This is a genomic window from Streptomyces sp. NBC_01803, from assembly GCF_035917415.1.
Classification (GTDB): Bacteria; Actinomycetota; Actinomycetes; order Streptomycetales; family Streptomycetaceae; genus Streptomyces.
This window is the reverse complement of record NZ_CP109073.1, coordinates 5,379,351-5,396,009: the sequence shown is the minus strand read 5'-3', so window position 1 is coordinate 5,396,009 and position 16,659 is coordinate 5,379,351. Positions and strand designations below refer to the sequence as shown.

The window sequence follows — 16,659 nt, the reverse complement described above, 5'->3', positions numbered from 1 at the left end:
GCATGACGAAACGCGTGCCGTTCACCGGCGGTGAGAAGGAAAGCCTGCGGGCCGCTCTGGACCGCCACCGCGACGTGGTCCTGTGGAAGCTCGACGGTGTGGACGACGAGACGGCGCGGCGGCCGATGACGCCGTCGGGGACGAGCCTGCTGGGGCTGGTGAAGCATCTGGCGGCCGTCGAGTACGCCTGGTTCTGCCAGACATTCGGCCGCGAGACGGAGCCGCTGCCGTTCGACGACGAGGACGAGAACGCCGACCTGCGGCTGGAGCCGCACGAGAAGCCGGGGGACGTTGTCGCGTTCTACGGCCGGGCGCGGGCCGCCGCGGACCGGGTGATCACCGAGACCGACGTGGAGGACCTCGGCACGGCGTGGTCCGGGGACGCGGTGTCGCTGCGCTGGGTGCTGATCCACATGATCGAGGAGACCGCGCGGCACGCGGGCCACATGGACATCCTGCGCGAGCTGATCGACGGCGCGACCGGCGACCACCCCGGGCGGGACGAGGAGTGACGCGCGTCGACCTCAGCCGAGACGCAGGCTCCAGCCGCCGCGGAAGCCGCTGAGATTGACCACGGAGAGCGGGCGGACCTCGGTGCGCCAGTACGACTGCGGGGGTGCCTTGAGCGCGTAGAGCGTGGCCGCGCGGATCACCGAGGACTCGGTCACCGCGACGATCCGCCCGTCGTTCGCCATGGGCCGGGTGTCCAGCCAGGCGCCCACCCGGGAGACGAATGCCAACAGCGGCTCCCCGCCGTGCGGCGCCGACCGGGGATCGGCGAACCAGGCGTCCACGGCCTCCGGCTCCCGGCCGGCGACCTCCTGGAGAGTCATGCCGTGCCATCGCCCCATGTCGCACTCGCGCAGCGCGAGCTGGGACAGCGGCGAGAGCCCGAGGGCGTCGCCCGTCTGCCTGCTCGACAGGGTCGGCGAGCAGTAGCGGAGCTCGGCGGCGGCCAGCGGCAGCAGCATCGGGATGGCCCGCTCCAGTGCCCGCCAGTCCCCGGGATCCAGTGGACGGTCATCACCGAAACGCGCGTCGAGAACGGGCGTTCTGCGGGCTGCGGCGATCAGCGTGACCAGCATGGCGCGATCGTACGAGCACTCGAATAGCGGCACCACTACCGCGGTGTCATCAGCAGCCCGGTCACCGAGGATTCCCGAATCAGGTGGCGCCGGGGCCGAACACCTCCTCGCCCGTGCGGCGCAACCGCCGCACCCCTTCCACGATCTCCGCCGTGCCGGAGGCCGGGGCGAAGCTGAGCCGGATGTTCGGCGCGGGCCGCTCGGCCGGGAAGTACGGCCGGCAGCGGGTCGACCCCGACGTCCGCGGCGGTCTCGTCCTGGCCGCCCTCGGCGTCCCGCCTTCTCCCTCACCTTCCCGGCCACCGTCTGGGCACTCGACGGCTTCGGCCCCTGGACGGTGACCGCCGCGCGTACGGTGCTCGCCGCCCCCATCGCGGGCTGCTGTCTGCGGGCCGCGCGGGTCCCGTTGCCCGGCTGCCCCCCGCCGCCCCGGCGGCGGCGGTGGGCGTGCTGGTCTGCGTCGCCGTCACCCAGCGCGCCCGGGGATGAGGGCCGTACGCTGGGAGACGAGTGACGCACATCACCACACGAGGCGACAGGAGGCACTCCTGATGCGAGCCAAGACCGGAGACCGGGTCGTGACACATGGCCGGACCGTGGGACAGCCGGACCGGGTGACCGAGATCGTGGAAGTGCTCGGCCGGGACGGCGAACCCCCGTACCGGGTCCGCGCCGAGGACGGCCACGAGAGCGTGGTCTCCCCCGGCCCCGACTCGACCGTGACCCCCGCCGGAAAACGCCGCCGCCGCTGAGCGCTCCGGCCCGGAGCATCCCGGGGCCCGTGACATCGCGAGGTCCAGCGGGTCCCAGCCGGGGTCTCGCACCCGCACGCGGGTGGGCGACCCCGGCCACGGCTCGTACGCCGACGGCCGGAGCGCGTGGCTCCTCGGCTTCGCCCTCGTCCGGCGAGGGCCCCGGCTTGTCCGGCCCGTCGGTGTTCGCCACCGTCGCGATCACCACCGGCCGACTGTCCGGCGACACCAGCGGGGTCCGGGTCCAGGCCCGTAATCGGGATCGGGATCGGGGCCGGGATCGGGGCCGGGATCGGGATCGGGGCCGCGATCGGGATCGGGATCGGGGCCGCGATCGGGATCGGGATCGCGTCGAGCGTTCGCGTCGCTGCGTCCGGTCGGCATCGGGGCGTACGCCCCGACCGGAGCCCGGGTCGGCTGTCCCGCGCGATCACCGGCCCAGCGAGCTCCGCGCGGCTCCGCGACGTCGTTCCCCCGACCACGACCACGACCACGACCACCGGCGCGACGCCACGAGGTCCGCGCCGGGGCCGGCTTCCCGCCCTACGGCCGCCCCCCGAGCCCGGTGGGCTGGGCGGACCGCGCCGCCGTCGTGTCGTAGTGATCCGCCACCACCCGCGACATGGCACCGATGGGATCGGAGACGACCTGACCGGCCGAGTAGAAGATGTTGCCGCCGACCTGCGGATGCTCGCCGCACAGCGTCAGATGGCGGGACAGCTCGGCCGGGTCCTGCCAGGCGTCGGGCTGCGCCGGGTCGCCGGCCTTGTAGAGGGCCTCACCGATGTACAGATCGACCCCGGTGCCGTCGGCCACGTCCGCCCACCACGCGACCACGGTCTCGTAGTCGGCCGCCTCGTTCCCGATGTGCCAGTACGCCTGCGGGACGACGTAGTCCAGCCAGCCCTCCCTGACCCAGGTGCGCACGTCCGCGTACAGGTCGTCGTACGTCTGGACGCCGGCCCGGGTGTCGGAGCCGAGCGGATCCGTCTCCTTGTTGCGCCAGACGGCGAACGGGCTGACGCCGAACGGGAGGCCGGGCTTCGTCGCGCGCACCCGGTCCCGCATCTCCCGCACCAGCAGGTCGATGTTGTGCCGCCGCCAGTCGCCGCGGTCGTCGAAGTCCCCGCCGTACGCCGCGAAGGCGTCGTCGTCGTCGAACTCCTCGCCCGCCACCGGGTACGGGTAGAAGTAGTCGTCCCAGTGCACGCCGTCGATCTCGTAGGACTCCACCGCGTCCGCCATCGCGTCCTGCACGAAGGCCCTGACCTCGGGAATCCCCGGGTTGTAGTACAGCCGCCCGCCGTAGGACACCACCCACTCCGGGTGCCGCCGCGCCGGGTGCTCCTCGGTCAGCCGGTCCGGGTCGTCGTGCGTGGCGACGCGATACGGGTTGAACCAGGCGTGCAGCGCGAGCCCGCGCGCGTGCGCCTCGCGCACCGCGTAGTCCAGCGGATCCCAGCCGGGGTCCTGCCCCTGCACGCCGGTGAGCCACTCCGACCACGGCTCGTACGGCGACGGCCAGAGCGCGTCGGCCGTCGGCCGCACCTGGAGATACACCGCGGTCAGCTTCCGCTCGACCGCCGCGTCCAGCAGCGCGGACAGTTCGGCCTTGCCCTCGTCCGGTGACAGCCCCGGCTTGTCCGGCCAGTCGATGTTCGCCACGGTCGCGATCCACATGCCGCGCGTCTGCGACGCGGCCACCATCGCGTACCGCCGCGGCCGTGGCCCGGACGCCGACGCCTGGTTGAGCGTCAGCACCCCGGCGAACGTGCCCACGGCGGCGACGGCCAGGCCCCTGCGGCTGATCCGTCCCATATTCGACCCCCTGCCGTACCTCTACGTTACGCATACTCGGCACAGCGTGACGGAGTCCTCACCGTTACGCTTCCGTGACACGCCGTGCGGCGGGGACGCGGGCCAGTTAACACCATCGCCCCACACGCCCCGCCCACCCGGCCGGTTCCGCACTCGGCACCCCGGGCGCCCCCGTGTCACAGCGGCGGAGGTACCGTCGAGAGCAGGATGATCGATCACATAGAGGCCGAAGAACCGAAAGGACGAAGGTGCGAGGTGTGACCGATATCGAACGGGTGGGAGTCGTCGGCTGCGGCCAGATGGGCGCCGGCATCGCCGAGGTGTGCGCCCGGGCCGGGCTCGACGTGCGGGTGGCCGAAACGACTGGCGAGGCCCTGGAGTTCGGCCGCACCCGGCTGGCCAACTCGCTCGGCAGGGCCACCGGGCGCGGCAAGATCACGGAGGCGGAACGGGACGCCGCGCTGGAGCGGATCACCTTCACCACGGACCTGGGCGAGCTGGCCGACCGCGATGTGGTGATCGAGGCCGTGGTCGAGAGCGAGCCGGTCAAGATCGAGATCTTCCAGGTCCTCGACCAGGTCGTGACCCGCCCCGACGCGATCCTCGCGTCCAACACCTCGGCCATTCCGCTGGTGAACCTGGCGGTGGCGACTTCCCGCCCCTCCCAGGTGCTCGGCGTTCACTTCTTCAACCCGGCGCAGGTCCAGCGTCTGGTCGAGCTGGTCCCGGCGCTGACCACGTCCGAGAACACGGTCGAACGGGTCGAGCTGCTGGTCACCCAGGTGCTGGGCAAGGAGGCCATCCGGGCCCAGGACCGTTCCGGCTTCGTGGTCAACGCGCTGCTCGTGCCCTATCTGCTGGCCGCGATCCGGATGTTCGAGTCCGGCGCGGCGAGCCGGGACGACATCGACAACGGCATGGAGCTGGGCTGCGCCCACCCCCTCGGCCCGCTGAAGCTGGCCGACCTGATCGGCCTCGACACGGTCGCGTCGATCGCCGACTCGATGTACGCGGAGCTCAAGGAGCCGCTGTACGCCCCGCCGCCCCTGCTACTGCGCATGGTCGCCGCCGGCCACCTCGGCCGGAAGACGGGCACCGGGTTCTATCCGTACGACCGCGTCGGCTAAAAGGCTGTCCCGCAATCCAACGGCGCTGTCCCGCCGCACCGCCGTCGAGGACAGCGTGAACCGATGGGTGCCGATTCAGCCCGCGGGCGCAGAAGTCTCACGCAGTCTCAAGTCAGAGACGCATGTAGCGCGGTTCCACCATGGCGGGACAGCTCTGGGGACCTCTCCCGGCTCCCTCTCCCGGATGTCGCCCGGGAGAGCCGCGGACCCAGCCGGGCCCGGGCCGGGCCGGGGTCACGAGGCGCGCTTGCGGGTGGCCGACTTCTTCCCGGGCTCGGACTTCCCCGCCGTCTTTCTGGCCCCGGACTTCTTCGCCGCCGACTTCTTCGCGGCGGCCTCTTTCGCCGGGGCCTTCTTCGCGGCGGCCTTCTTCGCCGGGGCCTTCTTCGCCGGGGCCTTCTTGGCGGCCGTCTTCTTGATCGGCGTGACGGTCGCCTCCTCGCCCTCACCCGCCTCGCCGCGCGTTTGCCGGGCGCCGCGCACGCTGTCCTCCAGGGCGGCCATCAGATCCACCACCTTGCCGCCCACCGGAACGGCCTCCCCCGGCCGCTCGGGCGCGGTCCCGGTGAGCTTGGCGCTGACCAGGGCCTCCACGGCCTCCCGGTACTCGTCGTGCAACTCGGACATGTCCACCGAGCCGAGCGTGTCCATCAGGGTGTACGCGAGATCCAGCTCGGCGTCGCGGACCGTGACCTTCTCGGCGGGCGCGAGCCCGGCGGCCGACCGGATCTCGTCGGGCCACAGCAGCGTGTGCATGCCGAGCACCTCCTCGTCCTCCAGGGGTCGGACCAGGGCGAGGGTCTCGCGCCCGCGCATCGCGAGCTTGGCGATGGCCCCCTTGTCCGCGCGCCGCAGCGCCTCACGCAACAGGACGTACGGCTTGGCCGCGCCGGCGTCGGCGGTCAGATAGTAGGAGCGGTCGAGCTGATAGGGATCGATGCTGGAGACGGGCACGAAACCGAGGATCTCGACGGTCCTGGCGGTGGGCAGCGGCAGGGCGGCCAGGTCGTCGTCGGTCAGCTGGACGACGGTGCCGTCCGCTGTCTCGTACCCCTTGCCGATCGCGTCCCCCGAGAGCTCCTCGCCGTCGAGCTCGCACACCTTGCGGTAGCGGATCTTCCCGTCGTCGGCGACGTGGACCTGCCGGAAGGAGACCGCATGGTTCTCCGTCGCGCCGACGACCTTGACGGGGATGGTGACCAGGCCAAAGGATATGGCGCCCTTCCATATCGTTCGCATCATCTGCCCCTTTCGTGCCAGTCTCAGGGTATGCCTGTGGTCACCGTGGAGGGGCGTCGGCTGACGCTGTCGAATCTGGAGAAGGTCCTCTACCCGGACGGCACCACCAAGGGTGAGCTGCTCCACCACTACGCCGCCCACGGCGCCGTGCTCCTGCCCCACCTGCGGGACCGGCCGCTGAGCTTCCTGCGGTACCCGGACGGCCCGGAGGGCGAGCGGTTCTTCGCGAAGAACGTGCCGCCGGGCACCCCCGACTGGGTGAGGGTCGCCGAGGTGCCGCGCTCGGGCGGCGGCACGATGCGGCAGGTGGTGGTCGAGGACCTGGCCGGGCTGGCGTGGGCGGCGAACCTGGTCGTGGAGTTCCACACCCCGCAGTGGCGGGCCGCCGATCCCGGAATGGCGGACCGGCTGGTGTTCGACCTCGACCCGGGGGCGCCGGCCACGATCGTGGACTGCTGCGTGGTGGCGCGCTGGCTGCGCGACCGGCTGGCGGCCGACGGGCTGACGGCGTACGCGAAGACCTCGGGCTCCAAGGGCCTGCACCTGCTGTGCGCGCTGCGGCCCGCACCGTCGGCGGACGCCTCGGCGTACGCGAAGGCCCTGGCCACGGAGGCGGCGACCGCGCTGCCGGGCCTGGCGATCGCGGCGATGGCCCGCCATCTGCGCCCCGGCAAGGTGTTCATCGACCACAGCCAGAACGCGGCCCGCAAGACGACGGCCACCCCCTACACGGTCCGCGCCCGCGCCCGGCCCACGGTCTCCACACCGGTCACCTGGGAGGAGGTCGAGACGTGCGCCGACCCGGCCCGGCTCGACTTCCACCTCACCGACATCCCGCCCCGCCTGGCCCGCCACGGCGACCTGCTGTTCCCCCTGACCGACCCCGCCGACGCCGCCCCCCTCCCGGCGGCACGCTGACACCCGTCCGCCCCGCCGCCCGCGTGCGCGCGATGCGCGGGGACCGGCGGGGCGGACGGGTTCGGTGACGGAGGGCGGGCTAGGCGCCGCGCAGGGCCGCGCCCGCGCGCTCGACCGCGGCGGCCACCGCCGCCTCGCGGGCGGCCGACGCCTCCTCGGCCGTCAGGGTGCGGTCCGGGGCGCGGAACCTCAGCGCGTACGCCAGCGACTTCCGGCCCGCGCCGAGCTGTTCGCCGGTGAAGACGTCGAACAGCCGCAGCGATTCCAGCAGTTCACCGGCGCCGGAGCGCAGCGCGGCCTCCACCGCGGCGGCCGGGACCGACTCGTCCACGACCAGGGCGACATCCTGCGTGGCCACCGGGAACGATGAGATCGGCGGCGCGCTCGGGGGTCCGCCGCCGGCCCGCTCCAGCAAGTCGAGCTCGGCCTCCATGGCGCATGTCCTGGCCGGCAGGCCCAGCGCCTTGACGACGCGCGGGTGCAGCTCACCGGCGTGGCCGACGAGCGTCCTGTCGCCGTCCACGACCGCGTACAGCGCGGCGCACCGGCCGGGGTGCCAGGGCGCGTGCCGATCGTTCTCGATGGTCAGCTCCACGCCCGCCTCCCGCGCGACGGTCCTGGCCGCCTCGACGGCGTCCGCCCAGTCGGCCGGACGGCCGGGGCCCCACCACCCCGCCTGCTCGCGGTTCCCCGCGAGGACGGCCGCGACCCGGCGCGGCTGCCGGGGCAGCGAGGCGTTGAGCCGCTCGATCTCCTCGTCCGACGGCCGACCGGTGACCGGCAGCCGGACCGGCACCGCCTCGTCGCCGGTGGGGCGGAAGACGAGGCCGGTCTCGAAGAGGGCGATGTCCCCGGCGCCCCGCCCGTGGTTGCGGCGCAGCGCCTCCAGCAGCCCCGGCAGCAGCGTGGTGCGCAGCCAGGGCTCCTCGTCGGAGATCGGGTTGACCAGGCGCACGGTGCGGCGGCGGTCGTCTTCGGCCGGCAGGCCGAGGCCGTCCAGCGCGGCCCGACCGACGAACGGATAGTTCTGCGCCTCGACATAGCCCGCGCCGGCCAGGGCGCGGCCCGTCCGCCGATGCAGCCGCTGCCGCCCGGTCAGCCCGCGTCCGGCCGGCGGGCGCGGGAGGGTGGAGGGCAGCGCCTCGTAGCCCTCCAGGCGGATGACTTCCTCGGCGAGGTCGTTGGGGTCGTTGAGGTCGGGGCGCCAGCTCGGCGGGGTGACGGTCAGCTCGTCGGTCCCGGTGACGTCGCAGCCGACCTCCTGGAGCCGCCGCACCACCGTTTCCCGCCCGTACGTCACACCCGCCACCCGGTCGGGATGGTCGGCCGGGACGACGATGACGCGGGGCACGGCGGGGGCGGTGACCTCGGTGACGCCCGGATCGGCGGTGCCGCCGCCGAGCAGCACCAGCAGGTCGACCGCGCGCTGCGCCGCCGCCGCGGCGGCCTCCGGGTCGACGCCGCGCTCGAAGCGGCGGGCCGCCTCGCTGGGCAGCCGGTGCCGGCGGGCGGCGCGGGCCACGGTGACCGGGTCGAAGTGCGCGGCCTCCACGACGATCTCGCTGGTGCCGGGAACGACGCCGGTCGCGGACTCCTCGGCGGCGTCCGCGATCTCGGTGTCGGCGCCGCCCATCACCCCGGCCAGGCCGACGGGCCCGCCGCTGTCGGTGATCAGCAGGTCCTCGGGATCCAGGGCCCGCTGCACGCCGTCCAGGGTGGTCAGCTTCTCGCCCGGCTCGGCGCGGCGGACCCCGAGGGGCCCGGTCAGCCGGGACCGGTCATAGGCGTGCAGCGGCTGGCCGATCTCCAGCATCACGTAGTTGGTGATGTCGACGGCCAGCGAGATGGGCCGCAGGCCGGCCTTCTGGAGCCGCCGCTGGAGCCAGATCGGCGAGTGTGTCTCGGGCCGCAGGCCGGTGACGGCGCGGGCGACGAAGCGGTCGCAGGCCGCCGGGTCCCCGACCTCGACCGGGAAGCCGTCGCCGTTGGCCGCGGGCACGTCGAGCAGCGCCGGGTCGCGCAGCGGCAGCCCGAAGGCGGTCGCGGTCTCGCGGGCGATACCACGCAGCGACAGGCAGTATCCGCGGTCGGGGTTGACGGCGATGTCCAGCACCTCGTCGACCAGCTCCAGCAGCTCGACGGCGTCGGTGCCGGCCTCGTGCTCGGGCGGCAGCACGATGATGCCGCCGTGGTCGTCGCCGATGCCCAGCTCGCGCGCCGAGCAGATCATGCCCTCGGACACCTTGCCGTACGTGGGGCGCGCGGCGATCGCGAAGCCGCCGGGCAGCACGGCGCCCGGCAGCACGACGACGACCTTGTCACCGACGCGGAAGTTGGTGGCGCCGCAGATGATGTTCTGCGGTTCGCCGGTGCCGTTGGCGGTGCCGACGTCCACCTGGCAGTACCGGATGGGCTTCTTGAACCCGGACAGCTCCTCGATCGTCAGCACCTCGCCGACCACGAGGGGACCGGTGATGTCGGTACCGAGCCGCTCGACGGCCTCGACCTGGAGCCCGGCCGAGGTGAGCCGCGTCGCGACCTCCCGGCCGGTCACCGCGGTCGGCAGGTCGACGTACTCGCGCAGCCAGGAAAGCGGGACGCGCATCAGATCTCCATCCCGAACGGCCGGGTGAAGCGCACGTCACCCTCGATCATGTCTCGCATGTCCTCGACGTTGTGGCGGAACATCAGCATCCGCTCGATGCCGAAGCCGAACGCGAACCCGCTGTACCGGGCGGGGTCGATGCCGCAGGCCACCAGCACGCGCGGGTTGACCATGCCGCAGCCGCCCAGCTCGATCCAGCCCTCACTGGAGCAGGTCCGGCAGGGCCGGTCCGGGTTCCCCGCGGACTCGCCGCGGCAGCGGAAGCACACCATGTCCATCTCGGCGGACGGCTCCGTGAACGGGAAGTGGTCCGGGCGCAGCCGGGTCCGCATGCCCTCCCCGAACAGGGACTGGACCATGTGGTCGAGGGTGCCCTTGAGGTCGGCCATGGTCAGGCCCTCGTCGATGGCGAGCAGCTCGACCTGGCTGAAGACGGGCGTGTGGGTGGCGTCCAGCTCGTCGGTGCGGTAGACGCGGCCGGGACAGATCACGTAGACCGGCGGCGTGCGCTCCAGCATCGAGCGGATCTGCACCGGGGAGGTGTGCGTGCGCAGCACCAGCCCGGCGTCGGCGGACTCGCTCTTGGCACCCTCGACGAAGAACGTGTCGTGGGTGGAACGGGCGGGGTGGTCCGGGCCGAGATTGAGCGCGTCGAAGTTGAACCACTCGGCCTCGACCTCGGGGCCCTCGGCGACCTCGTAGCCCATGGCCACGAAGATGTCCTCGATCCGCTCGGACAGCGTGGTCAGCGGGTGGCGGGCGCCGGCCGGCACACGGTCGTGGGGCAGGGTGACATCCACCGCCTCCTCGACCAGCACGCGCTCGTCGCGCTCCGCCTCCAGCTCCTCCTGGCGGGCCGCGAGCGCCTTGTTGACCGCGCCCCTGGCCTGGCCGACCCGCTTGCCCGCGTCCGCCTTCGCGTGCGGCGGCAGGGCGCCGATCTCGCGGTTGGCCAGGGCGAGGGGCGAACGGTCGCCGGCGTGCGCGACCTTGACCTCACGCAGCGCGTCGAGGCTGTCCGCGACGGCGATCGCCGCGAGCGCCTCGCTCCGCACGCGATCGATCTCTTCCGGTTTCAGTGCCTCGACCTCGACAGGGTCGTACGACTTGTTGGGTGCCGACATCTCTTCCCGTGCTTCCGATTGGCTTGCGCCCCGCTGCGCGCCCCGGGGTGCCCGGGACCGAGTCTAAGGGGGCACACGTGACTGTTACGCATGCGGTGGGAGCCCGCGGGGCCTGCCGGAGGGCGTCAGGAGAGGAACGCCGGGGTGCCCGCGGGCAGGATAAATCGGAACCGGGCGCCGCCCCCGGCGGACCTGCCGACGGTGACGGTGCCGCCGTGGGCCTCGACGATGCCCTTGACGATGTACAGGCCGAGCCCCGTGCCGCCGCGGTCGCTACCGCGCCAGAAGCGCGTGAAGACCCGTTGCATCGCCTCTTCGGGGATGCCGGGTCCTTCGTCGCTCACGGTGACGGACATGCCTTCCTGTCGCGTTCTGCTCGGCGGTACACGGTCCATCTCGATGGTGACAGTCCCCGCGCCGTGCCGCACGGCGTTTTCCAGCAGGTTGACCAGCACCTGGTCCATCTTGTCCGGGTCCGCCCACAGGCCGGGCAGCGGCCCGGCGACGCACAGGTCGAAACGGTCGGCCGGGCAGCCGCCGTTGACCAGCGTCTCCACGTGGCGACGGACCGCCTCGTCCAGCCGGACCGGCTGGCGCCGGATCTCCAGCCGTCCCGAGTCGATGCGGGAGACGTCGAGCAGCTCGGTGATGAGGCGGGTGACGCGGTCGGCGTCGCCGTCGACGGTCTGGAGCATGAGCCGCTTCTGGTCGTCGGTGAAGCGCTCCCACTTGTCGAGCATGGTGGCCGTGAAGCCCTTGACGGAGGTGAGCGGGGAGCGCAGCTCGTGGGCGACGGTGGCGATCAGCTGGGCGTTGCTGCGTTCGGCGCGCTTCCTGGCGTCGGTGCCGCGCAGGGCGACGACGAGGCGGCGGACCGGCCCGCCGGGGCGGGTGCGGACATAGCGGGCGGAGACCAGCACCTCGCGCCCGCCGGGCAGCAGCAGGTTCCGCTCGGGCTGGCCGGAGCGGGTGGCCAGGCCGTGGTAGGGATCCGTGACCCGCCACCAGGGGTGGCCGTCGAGGTCCTCCAGCGGGAGCGCGTCCCCGATGGGGCGGCCGAGCGCGGCGCCCGGCGCCCGGCCGGTGAGCCGTGCGGCCTCGGCGTTGAAGCACGTGACCAGGCCGAGCCGGTCGGCGACCACAAGCCCGTCGGGAAGATCATCGGGCCGGAGGTCCAACTCCCCGGCGCCGGATGCCGTGTCCATCCCGTTCGCCCCTCTCCGCGTGCGCGTCAGCCTACTAGTGCTCGCCGGGTGCGACCGTCCCCGGCGGGGGCGGTCACCGTGCCGCGCGACAGCCGCCGGGCGCGCGCTGGGCGCGCGCCGAGGCGTAGAGGCAGACGGCGGCGGCGGTGGCGAGGTTCAGGCTCTCGGCCCGGCCGTGCAGGGGCACGCGGACGACCGCGTCGGCGAGCGCGCGCGTCGTCTCGGGCAGGCCCCACGCCTCGTTGCCGAAGATCCACGCGGTGGGGCCGCCCATGCGGTCCGCGTCCAGCTCGGCGTCCAGGTCGCGATCGCCGCCGCCGTCGGCGGCCAGCACCCGCACCCCGGCGTCGGCGAGGCCCCGCACGGCCCGCTCGACCGGCACGCCGACGGCCACCGGGAGGTGGAAGAGGCTCCCGGCGGAGGCGCGGACCGCCTTGGGGTTGTAGAGGTCGACGGAGGCGTCGGTGAGCACGACGGCGTCGGCCCCCGCGGCGTCGGCGCAGCGCAGCACCGTGCCGGCGTTGCCGGGGTCGCGGACGTGGGCGAGCACGGCGACCAGCCGGGGGCGGGCGGCGAGGATCTCGTCGAGCGGGCGGTCGAGGAAGCGGCAGACGCCGACGAGCCCCTGCGGCGTGACGGTCTGCGAGAGGCCGGCGAGGAGCTCCGGACCGGCCAGGTGGACCCGGGCGCCCGCCGCGTGCGCGGCCCCGACGACCTCCTCGTGCCGCTCGGCGGCCTCGGGCGTGGCGAAGAGCTCGACCAGCGTGGCGAGGCCGTCGGCGCGGTGGGCGACGGCCTCCCGCACCGCCTGCGGTCCCTCGGCGAGGAACCTGCGTTCCTTGCCCCGGAAGCCGCGACGGACCAGCCGCCTCGCGGCGACGGCGCGCGGGGAGCGCGGGGAGGTCAGCTCGGCGGCGGGACCCATGGCGGACGGCTCACTTCTGTGCGACGGCGGGCGGGGAGCGGCGGAGGCGGACGGCGGGGGAAACGCGGGACCCGCAGGCACGGGGCCTGCGGGTCCTGGTCGCGCTGGGACGTGGAGACGTCGCTCAGGCCGCGGCCCTGGGCGCGTTCACGTCGCTCGGCAGCGCCTTCTGCGCCGTCTCGACCAGCACCGTGAAGGCGTTCGGGTCGTTGACCGCCAGCTCGGCGAGCATCTTGCGGTCCACCTCGATCTCCGCGGCCTTCAGACCCTGGATGAAGCGGTTGTAGGTGACGCCGTTGGCGCGGGCGGCGGCGTTGATGCGCTGGATCCAGAGCTGCCGGAAGTCGCCCTTGCGCTTCTTGCGGTCGTTGTAGTTGTAGACGAGGGAGTGGGTGACCTGCTCCTTCGCCTTCCGGTACAGCCGGGAGCGCTGACCGCGGTAGCCGCTGGCCTGCTCCAGAATCGCCCGGCGCTTCTTGTGGGCGTTGACTGCGCGCTTCACGCGTGCCACGTGTGTACTCCTTGTTGCGGGGCCGCGGGATTCTCACGCGGCCCGGAAACGGATGGGGGGTCCGGTCGGCTGTCCGGCGCCCGCCGCCGGGAGTCGGCGTGCGGTCGCGGCCGGATCACTTGCCGAGAAGCTTCTTGATCCTCTTGGCGTCGGCCGGAGCCGTCTCCGTCGTGCCGGCGAGGCGACGGGTCAGCGTCGACGACTTGTGCTCCAGGTAGTGACGGCGACCGGCGCGCTGGCGCATCACCTTGCCGGAGCCAGTGATCTTGAAGCGCTTACCGGCACCGCTGTGCGTCTTGTTCTTCGGCATGTCGCCGTTCTCTCCTCGTCGTCTTCACTGTCCTGCGCCCGGCGGGGCGGCGCTCGGCGTCAGGCCGACGCCTTGCCCTGCTGGCGCTCGGCTTCCTGCTGGCGCTCAGCTTCCTGCTGGTGCTGGCGCTCGGCCTTGCGGGCGGCCTGTGCCTCCCGTGCCTCGGCCATCGCCTCGGTCTTCTTCTTGTGCGGACCGAGGACCATGATCATGTTCCGGCCGTCCTGCTTGGGGTTGGACTCGACAAAGCCCAGATCCTGGACGTCCTCGGCGAGCCGCTGCAGCAGCCGGAACCCCAGCTCGGGGCGGGACTGCTCGCGACCGCGGAACATGATCGTGATCTTGACCTTGTCCCCCTGCTTCAGGAACCGGACGACGTGACCCTTCTTGGTGTCATAGTCGTGCGGGTCGATCTTCGGCCGGAGCTTCATCTCCTTGATGACCGTGTGCGCCTGGTTCTTGCGCGCCTCACGGGCCTTCATGGCCGACTCGTACTTGAACTTCCCGTAGTCCATGAGCTTGCAGACCGGCGGGCGGGCGGTGGCCGCCACCTCTACCAGGTCCAGGTCATATTCCTGGGCAAGCTCCAGGGCCTTGGCAAGCGGCACGATGCCGACCTGCTCGCCACTGGGACCAACGAGTCGCACCTCGGGGACGCGGATCCGGTCGTTGATGCGGGGTTCGGCGCTGATGGGGCCTCCTCGGTTGCGCCGCGCGGATGTCTGGCGAACAGCCGCGCTGGATAGATCATGTGGACCGCCGCACGGCGGCGTCAAAAAACGCCCCGAACGGCACACAGGCGGGGCTCCACGCAGACCGGGAGCACCGCCACGGTGTCACCGCGGGGCGCGACCTGACCAGTGACCTGCCGACCCAGGGGCCGGGAGGTGGGAGTGCGGAGCCCTCCACTTGCGGGCCGGAACACACGAATGTCCGGCCGGTCGCTTTCCATGGTACATCAGCCTTGCAAGACCGCACGCCGTGCGCTAGCCGCGTGCCACCCGCCCATCCGCCCGGCATAGTCTGGGCGCCATGAGCGACACGAGTGACGACATCGGCGGCATGACCAGGGATATCGCGGACGTGCCCGCGGTGGAGCTGATCACGACGGTCGCGGTGCACTTGATGAGTTCCGCCGCGGTCAATCTCGGGCTGGCCGAGGAGGGCGACAGGCACAAGGATCTGGACGAGGCCCGCAAGCTGATCACCGCGCTGGCCGGTCTGGTGACGGCCAGCGCGACCGAGGTGAGCACCTACCACGCGGCCCCCCTGCGGGACGGACTGAAGTCGTTGCAGCTCGCCTTCCGGGAGGCGTCCGCCGTGCCGGACGAGCCGGGCCAGGGACCGGGTGAGAAGTTCACCGGACCGGTCCACGGCTGACGCCGGGCGGCGCGAGGACGACGCGGTGCACCAGCGCCGCGAGGGCCGCGCCGATCAGCGGCGCGAGGAGGAACAGCCACAGCTGCGCCAGCGCGTCCCCGCCCGCGAAGAGCGCGGGGCCGAGGCTGCGCGCCGGGTTGACCGAGGCGCCGGTCAACGGGACGCCGATCAGGCTGACCGCGCCCAGAGCCAGCCCGATCGGCACGCCGTCCAGGCCACGCGAGGTGACCTCGCGGGTCACCGAGAGGAACACGAAGACGAGCAGGAACGTCAGCATCACCTCGGTGACGAAGGAGCCACCGATGGACAGGCCGACGGCCGAGCGGTCGTCGTAGCCGTTGCTGCCGAACGCGTCGCTCGTCTCCAGACCCGGCACCTGATGGGCCACCAGGAAGAGCAGGGCGGCCCCGATGATGGCGCCGGCGAGCTGCGCCGCCCAGTACATCCCGGCCGCGCGCGGTCCCATCCGGCCCGCGAGCAGCATCGCCAGCGTCACCGCCGGGTTGACGTGGGAGCCGGAGACCGGCCCGAGGACGTGCACGAGCGCCAGCAGCGTGAACGCGAAGGTCAGCGCGATGCCGAGGGTGCCGATGTACTCACCGGCCAGCACGGCGGAGCCGACGCCGAAGAAGACGAGGAGCAGGGTCCCCAGCAGCTCGGCCGCGAGCGGCTGCGCGTCGGTCTCGCCGGACGTCTCGCTGGTCATGCGCCCTCCAGTGCCTGACGGGTGACTTGCTTCGCAGTCTTCGCCAGGCCCGCGCCGGACGCACTCCGGCGGTGCCGGTCGGGTGGCCCGCGCCCCGGGAGGCGCGGCGGCGGGCGGGGAGGTCAGCGGCGGTAGGTCGGCTCGCCCGGGAGGGTGCTGGTGGGAGGCAGGACCGCCAGGCGCAGGCCGCGCACCAAGTGGCCGCGCAAGGTCTCGTCGGCGGCCAGGGCGCGGGCGAGACGACCGGCCGCGTCGGCCGCGTCGGCGGTGGCGTCGAACGTCAGGGCCAGGGTGCCGTCCGCCTCGCCGCCCGGGACCAGGTGGGCGGCGGTCACCGCGGGCTCGGCCCGCAGCAGGTCGCGCACGGCCCGGACGACGGCGGGGTGCGCGGCGGGCGTGCCGCCGCCCGCGACGGCCCGCAGGGCGGCGCCGGCCAGCTCGTAGGTGACCGGCCCGGCGACGTCGAGGACCAGCGCGCCCGCGTTCTCCTGGACGGCGGCGCGCAGCGCCTGTCCGGTGGTGACCGCGACCGGGCGAGCGTCGGGGCGCCAGCGGGCCAGAGTCTGGGTGGCGGTGAAGACCGGCAGGGCGCGGCGGCCGTCCGGGAGGGCCAGGGTGAGCACCGCCATGTCGCTGCTCTTCTCGCGGCGCAGACCGTCCGGGCCGGTCTCCGCCTCGCCGAGGACGGCGACGACGGGGACCAGGAGGCGGGCCCCCGCGAGCGCCGTCAGGAGCCGGGGCTCGGCCGCCGGGTCGCGCGACCAGTCGGCGAGCGCCTGGGCGAGCGCGGGGTCCGCGGCTCCGTCGTCGTCCGCGAAGGCGGGCCGGGGGATGTTCTTGAGCGCCACCCGTCGAGGGTATCCGGCGCCCGGGCCCGGCCCGTCGGCGGCCGGCGGGGCCGCCGTTCCCGCGTCGGCTGTTACGTGTTCTTCATTCAACGGGCGATGACTATGG

Annotated in this window: 17 protein-coding genes and 1 pseudogene; 6 read left to right on the top strand and 12 right to left on the bottom strand. The window is 73.2% G+C overall.

Annotated elements, in window-relative coordinates:
* Positions 1–2: 2 nt before the first annotated feature.
* Complete coding sequence (locus OIE51_RS24630; protein WP_326600029.1) at positions 3–512, top strand: DinB family protein; 510 nt, start codon at positions 3–5, stop codon at positions 510–512.
* Between the two features lie 12 nt (positions 513–524).
* Here the strand turns inward: OIE51_RS24630 and OIE51_RS24625 are convergent, their stop codons facing one another.
* The gene (locus OIE51_RS24625; protein WP_326600028.1) at positions 525–1,085 is read right to left on the bottom strand and encodes a histidine phosphatase family protein; all 561 of its coding nucleotides are present in this window, start codon (positions 1,083–1,085) and stop codon (positions 525–527) included.
* Between the two features lie 182 nt (positions 1,086–1,267).
* On the opposite strand from OIE51_RS24625, the pseudogene OIE51_RS24620 reads away from it, so the two are divergent.
* Positions 1,268–1,533, top strand: a pseudogene (locus OIE51_RS24620) (hypothetical protein); the annotation flags it as partial.
* A 103-nt stretch (positions 1,534–1,636) separates the two neighbouring features.
* Complete coding sequence (locus OIE51_RS24615; RefSeq protein WP_326600027.1) at positions 1,637–1,837, top strand: DUF1918 domain-containing protein; 201 nt, start codon at positions 1,637–1,639, stop codon at positions 1,835–1,837.
* Between the two features lie 543 nt (positions 1,838–2,380).
* On the opposite strand, the gene OIE51_RS24610 is transcribed toward OIE51_RS24615, so the two are convergent.
* On the bottom strand, positions 2,381–3,655 hold the full coding sequence (locus OIE51_RS24610; protein WP_326600026.1) for a glycoside hydrolase family 10 protein: 1,275 nt from the start codon (positions 3,653–3,655) through the stop codon (positions 2,381–2,383).
* Positions 3,656–3,912: 257 nt separating this feature from the next.
* On the opposite strand from OIE51_RS24610, the gene OIE51_RS24605 reads away from it, so the two are divergent.
* Positions 3,913–4,782 carry a 3-hydroxybutyryl-CoA dehydrogenase gene (locus OIE51_RS24605; RefSeq protein ID WP_326600025.1) on the top strand — a complete coding sequence of 290 codons (870 nt, stop codon included), beginning with the start codon at positions 3,913–3,915 and terminating at the stop codon, positions 4,780–4,782.
* A 234-nt stretch (positions 4,783–5,016) separates the two neighbouring features.
* Here OIE51_RS24605 and ku read toward each other — a convergent pair whose 3' ends face one another.
* Complete coding sequence (ku, locus tag OIE51_RS24600; RefSeq protein WP_326600024.1) at positions 5,017–6,021, bottom strand: non-homologous end joining protein Ku; 1,005 nt, start codon at positions 6,019–6,021, stop codon at positions 5,017–5,019.
* Between the two features lie 30 nt (positions 6,022–6,051).
* Between ku and ligD the strand changes: the two genes are divergently transcribed.
* Positions 6,052–6,939, top strand: a complete 888-nt coding sequence (gene ligD, locus OIE51_RS24595) for a non-homologous end-joining DNA ligase (protein ID WP_326600022.1) — start codon at positions 6,052–6,054, stop codon at positions 6,937–6,939.
* 79 nt (positions 6,940–7,018) lie between these two features.
* Here ligD and pheT read toward each other — a convergent pair whose 3' ends face one another.
* The 7 genes from pheT to infC all read right to left on the bottom strand — a co-directional run bounded on the left by pheT (position 7,019) and on the right by infC (position 14,311).
* Positions 7,019–9,544 carry a phenylalanine--tRNA ligase subunit beta gene (gene pheT, locus OIE51_RS24590; RefSeq protein ID WP_326600021.1) on the bottom strand — a complete coding sequence of 842 codons (2,526 nt, stop codon included), beginning with the start codon at positions 9,542–9,544 and terminating at the stop codon, positions 7,019–7,021.
* Complete coding sequence (gene pheS / locus OIE51_RS24585) at positions 9,544–10,668, bottom strand: phenylalanine--tRNA ligase subunit alpha (RefSeq protein ID WP_326600020.1); 1,125 nt, start codon at positions 10,666–10,668, stop codon at positions 9,544–9,546. The genes pheT and pheS overlap by 1 nt, the downstream gene beginning before the upstream one ends.
* A gap of 125 nt (positions 10,669–10,793) precedes the next feature.
* Positions 10,794–11,873, bottom strand: coding sequence for a sensor histidine kinase (locus OIE51_RS24580; protein WP_326600019.1), 1,080 nt, complete (start codon positions 11,871–11,873; stop codon positions 10,794–10,796).
* A 73-nt stretch (positions 11,874–11,946) separates the two neighbouring features.
* Entirely contained in the window at positions 11,947–12,798 is an 852-nt protein-coding gene (locus tag OIE51_RS24575) for a TrmH family RNA methyltransferase (protein WP_326600018.1), read from the bottom strand.
* A 124-nt stretch (positions 12,799–12,922) separates the two neighbouring features.
* Complete coding sequence (gene rplT, locus OIE51_RS24570) at positions 12,923–13,309, bottom strand: 50S ribosomal protein L20 (protein ID WP_326600016.1); 387 nt, start codon at positions 13,307–13,309, stop codon at positions 12,923–12,925.
* A 115-nt stretch (positions 13,310–13,424) separates the two neighbouring features.
* Positions 13,425–13,619 carry a 50S ribosomal protein L35 gene (gene rpmI / locus OIE51_RS24565; protein WP_326600014.1) on the bottom strand — a complete coding sequence of 65 codons (195 nt, stop codon included), beginning with the start codon at positions 13,617–13,619 and terminating at the stop codon, positions 13,425–13,427.
* Positions 13,620–13,678: 59 nt separating this feature from the next.
* A complete protein-coding gene (gene infC / locus OIE51_RS24560) occupies positions 13,679–14,311 on the bottom strand; it encodes a translation initiation factor IF-3 (protein ID WP_326600785.1) in 633 nt (210 codons plus the stop codon).
* Between the two features lie 340 nt (positions 14,312–14,651).
* On the opposite strand from infC, the gene OIE51_RS24555 reads away from it, so the two are divergent.
* A complete protein-coding gene (locus OIE51_RS24555) occupies positions 14,652–14,999 on the top strand; it encodes a DUF1844 domain-containing protein (protein WP_326600012.1) in 348 nt (115 codons plus the stop codon).
* Here OIE51_RS24555 and OIE51_RS24550 read toward each other — a convergent pair.
* Together OIE51_RS24550 and OIE51_RS24545 are read right to left on the bottom strand one after the other, a co-directional pair.
* A complete protein-coding gene (locus OIE51_RS24550) occupies positions 14,977–15,705 on the bottom strand; it encodes an MIP/aquaporin family protein (protein ID WP_326600011.1) in 729 nt (242 codons plus the stop codon). The two genes, OIE51_RS24555 and OIE51_RS24550, sit on opposite strands and share 23 nt — an antisense overlap.
* Positions 15,706–15,827: 122 nt before the next feature.
* The gene (locus OIE51_RS24545; protein ID WP_326600009.1) at positions 15,828–16,553 is read right to left on the bottom strand and encodes an SseB family protein; all 726 of its coding nucleotides are present in this window, start codon (positions 16,551–16,553) and stop codon (positions 15,828–15,830) included.
* Between the last annotated feature and the right edge of the window lie 106 nt (positions 16,554–16,659).